The 3,569-nt window shown below is 71.0% G+C and carries 4 protein-coding genes; all 4 read right to left on the reverse strand.

The window, feature by feature from the left end:
* Nucleotides 1–844: hypothetical protein (locus tag BST14_RS27575; protein ID WP_083067433.1), on the reverse strand; the 844-nt coding region annotated here is incomplete at its 3' end.
* Nucleotides 841–1,086: a chemotaxis protein gene (locus BST14_RS27580; protein WP_245845801.1), complete on the reverse strand. Its 246-nt coding sequence runs from the start codon at nt 1,084–1,086 to the stop codon at nt 841–843. The genes BST14_RS27580 and BST14_RS27575, both read right to left, overlap by 4 nt.
* A complete protein-coding gene (locus BST14_RS27585; RefSeq protein WP_036473622.1) occupies nt 1,038–2,315 on the reverse strand; it encodes a vWA domain-containing protein in 1,278 nt (425 codons plus the stop codon). The genes BST14_RS27580 and BST14_RS27585 overlap by 49 nt, the downstream gene beginning before the upstream one ends.
* Nucleotides 2,312–3,418, reverse strand: a complete 1,107-nt coding sequence (locus BST14_RS27590; RefSeq protein ID WP_036473621.1) for an AAA family ATPase — start codon at nt 3,416–3,418, stop codon at nt 2,312–2,314. The genes BST14_RS27585 and BST14_RS27590 overlap by 4 nt, the downstream gene beginning before the upstream one ends.
* Nucleotides 3,419–3,569 lie beyond the last annotated feature (151 nt).

The following is a 3,569-nucleotide window of genomic DNA, read 5'->3' on the forward strand; positions in this document are numbered from 1 at the left end:
GCCGCCCCGCGCGCACGGTGACGCGGTTGGCGTGCTGGCCCGCCCCAACGACAGTCTCGCCGTGGCAGACGAACCCGGTGTGCACACCCCGCCCCCGCCACAACGGATCGGCCAGCAACGCCGCCTCATACAGATCGGCGGCATCGCAGCGGCTCGCCAACCGCGCCGCCGCCACGTGCAGCGTTTCGGGCCGGTCCCAACTGCGCTGTTCGCGCACCGCCTCCTGCATGACCTCCAACTGCCAGTCGTCGTCCTCACGCAGCGCATCCAGCCCCGGCAGCAGCAGACCTCCGGTCACCGCGCGATGCCAGTCGTGCAACCCGCTCACGCCGTTGGGCACCGACAGCGCCGCCCGCCACGCGCCAGCGTGATCGGCACCGGGAGCCATACCGAGCATGAACCGCGCGCGGCTGGTGCTCAGCACGTCGGTCACCGCCGAGGTACCGGGATGCGCGGCCCGCTCCACCCACCAACCGGCCAGCGCCGATCCCGCCGCCACGTCGATGCCGGCGCACCGCGCCGGGTCGGCGTAGCTGCGTGCCAAACCCGCCAGCGCTCGCAACGTGGCAGGCGTATCGACCAAGGCAGTCGCCCCGCCGCAGAAGTCACCGGCCACGCACCCGGCGGCGCGGGCGAGCGCGGCCAGCCCATCGGCTCCGGTGCCGCTGTACGAGTGCCCATCCGGCCCCACGGCCTGCACATGCACCACCGGCCCAGTGCGCCGCGCCGCGACGGCCACCTTCACGTCGCGCGCCGGGGCAGGGTTATGCAGCAACCGGGGCACCGGCCCACCGGCATCGCGTGCAGCCACCCGCAGCGCGAGGTCAAACAGCGCGGCGCTCACGCCGCACCGTCCCGGCACTCACCGGCATCAGCCAGACCGCGCGCGGCGGCGGCAAACCCGTCCGCCAGCGCCGCCGTCGCCAGGTCGTCACGGGGACGCTGGGCAGCCTCGCTTACGGTGGCTACGGTCCACCCGGTGCCAGCCAGCACCGCGTTGGCCCACTGCGCGAAGTCGGCTGGCCCGGCCCGCCCGCTCACGCCGCCACCGCCGCTACGGGGGTGACGCGCACCGTCTTGGCCCATGCAGGCGTGGTATCGGCGGCGTGCGCGCCGATCAGGGCCACGATCAACGGCACCGGCAGCCGACGTTCGGGCCAGGGTGTGCCGCCATCGGTGAACGCCACGATCACGTTGCCCGCTGGCCGCGCAGACAACGCAGCATCGATACCGACCCGCAGATCGGTGCCCCCGCCCCCGGTCAACGTCACGTCGCTGATCGACCGCACCGCGCGCGGCACGGTGGCCGCTGCATCGCAGCAGACCACCCGCACCTTGGAACCGGTGCGCCGCAGCACCGCCCGTGTTTCCGACAGAGCGGCAGCCAGATCGTCCTCACCCATGGACATAGACGTGTCGATGATCAGATCGACGGTGATCTTCGGTGCTCGCAGCGTCGGCAAGAGCACGCCCTTGGGTGCGCGCCGGTTCGGTCGCCGCCAGGAGTGGTGCACCTGGCCCGCCTGGTCCTCGACGGCGCGGCGCACCGCAGCGCGCAGCACCTTGGGCCACGGCACCACAGCCGGGGCGAGTTGGGCAGCCGCCCACCGAGCCAGGCCCGCAGGTATGGTGCCGCGACCGGCTCGGCTGCGCGCCATCTCTTGCTGCACTGCGCGGGCGACAGCGACCTTCACCAGATCGGCGGCAGCGGTGGACAGCCCCTTGCCGCTGCCCAAGTCGGCGGCGGCGGGCAGTTCGCCGGGTACGGGCGCATCTCCGGCACCAGAGCCGCACCCGTAACCATCGTCATCCCCGTCACCGCCTCCCTCACCAGTCGCGACGTTGCCGCTGCGGGGTGTACCGGGCGGCACCAAATGCCGGTAGTAGACCTCGGCGGCGTGCCCGTCCTCGCAACCGATCCCGCTGGGAGTTACCACACCGGCTGGCAATCCCACACCGGCTGCGATCAGGTCGTCGTTGATTTCCGCGTCGGCGGCGACATTCCACATGGTTCGATCCACCGGGGAATCCACCGTGTCAGCGCGGCCACCGTGTTCGCGCAGCACGTGCCCGACCTCATGCAGCAGCACCGCACCGGCCAGCGGGATGCTCCACCCGTCCTCGGTGCCCAGCATCATCGGGTCCAGGTAGAGACGCCAGTGCCGGTCCACGGCAAAAGTGCCCAGACCGGGCGCGGCCACCGGCGACAACGCGAACAGTGCCCGCGCGAAGTACGGCATCGCCTCCACCGCGGCCATCCGCGCCAGCCGCAGCCGCCGCCACTCGTCGGCGGAGAGCGCCCTAATCCCGGTCACGCCGCGCTCCCCACGTCAAGGCCCGCCGCGATCATCACGTCCTTGAACTTGCGCGCCGCCGCTGGCGGCTTCGCACCGGCAGGCATCGCCACACTCAGGGCGCGCGCCGCTGCCCCGGCCACGTCGGGAGCGCCATGGGTTGCTGCCTCGACCAGCGGCCCCCATGCGGTCATCCACGCATCCTTGGTCCCCTTGCCCGACGCCCACGCCACCACACCCGACAGCACCGCCCACACCTGATCGGGGCGGGCCGCCCCCCAGGCGACGATGCTCGGGTCTGCGATCACGTCCGCGACAGCGGGCAAGTCCATGCTGGCCCGCCACTCCATGAACTCAGTGCCCGCGCCGTCACCGACCAGTCCCAGCGCGACCGCGCTGATAGCGGCGGTGTCGTCGCGGCGCAGATGCGCCAGCACCCGCGCCATCGCCTCCCAGGACCGCCGCGACGGCCACGCCCGCCCAGCAGCCTCGTCGGTGTCGGGGTACTGGTGCAGCAGCGCGGGTCGTGCCTCTACGAACGCGCACACGGCCCCAATCTCGTCGGCGCGGCGCAGTTCGTCGGCGGCGATGCCGCGCGAGGCGGGCAGCGCAGCGAACGAGGACCGCATACCGGTCAGCCATTCCTCGGCAGTCGGCTCAAAGTCAATGTGCAGGAACCGATTCGCCATCGGCGGCGTCAAATCGACACCACCGGCGCTGCGGTCCGGAGGGTTCCCAGCTGCGACAATTCGCACCGTATCGGGGAGCTTGGTTCGTCCCACCATGCGCTCCAACGCCACCGTCAACATCGCGGCCTGCACAGATGCACTGCACGTGCTGATTTCGTCGAGCAGCAGGTAGCCGCCCCTGGCATCGATGAGCGTCTGCGCCCAATCCGGCAGCGCGAGCGTCTGCACCGCCCCATCGGTGACTACCGGCCACCCGGCAATATCGACTGGCTCACGCTGCGATCCGATCACCGTCTCCACTGGCACGCCATCGGCAGCGGCCAACGCCCGCACCACCGAACTCTTGCCCATGCCTGGATCACTCCACAGCAGCACCGGCACATGAGCGCGGGCCGCAGCGTCGATCACCGTGACGGTCGTGTCCAAATCGGTCATAGCCGAATCCCCTCCTAGGGAGCATTGGACTGGCCCTGCTGGCCTGTCCTCACATCACAGAACACTACCGGCACCCACCGACATTTAGGTTTAGTGGGCGTCCGCGGACGGCGCGAGCCCACCGACCGGAACATCTTGGTGATTCCTGATT

Source organism: Mycobacterium arosiense ATCC BAA-1401 = DSM 45069, from assembly GCF_002086125.1.
GTDB lineage: Bacteria > Actinomycetota > Actinomycetes > Mycobacteriales > Mycobacteriaceae > Mycobacterium > Mycobacterium arosiense.

Excerpts from the sequence above, each read along its gene's own strand:
- BST14_RS27580 (WP_245845801.1), bottom strand. The coding sequence starts at position 1,086 with ATGGGCCAAGACGGTGCGCGTCACCCCCGTAGCGGCGGTGGCGGCGTG.
- BST14_RS27590 (WP_036473621.1), bottom strand. The coding sequence starts at position 3,418 with ATGACCGATTTGGACACGACCGTCACGGTGATCGACGCTGCGGCCCGC.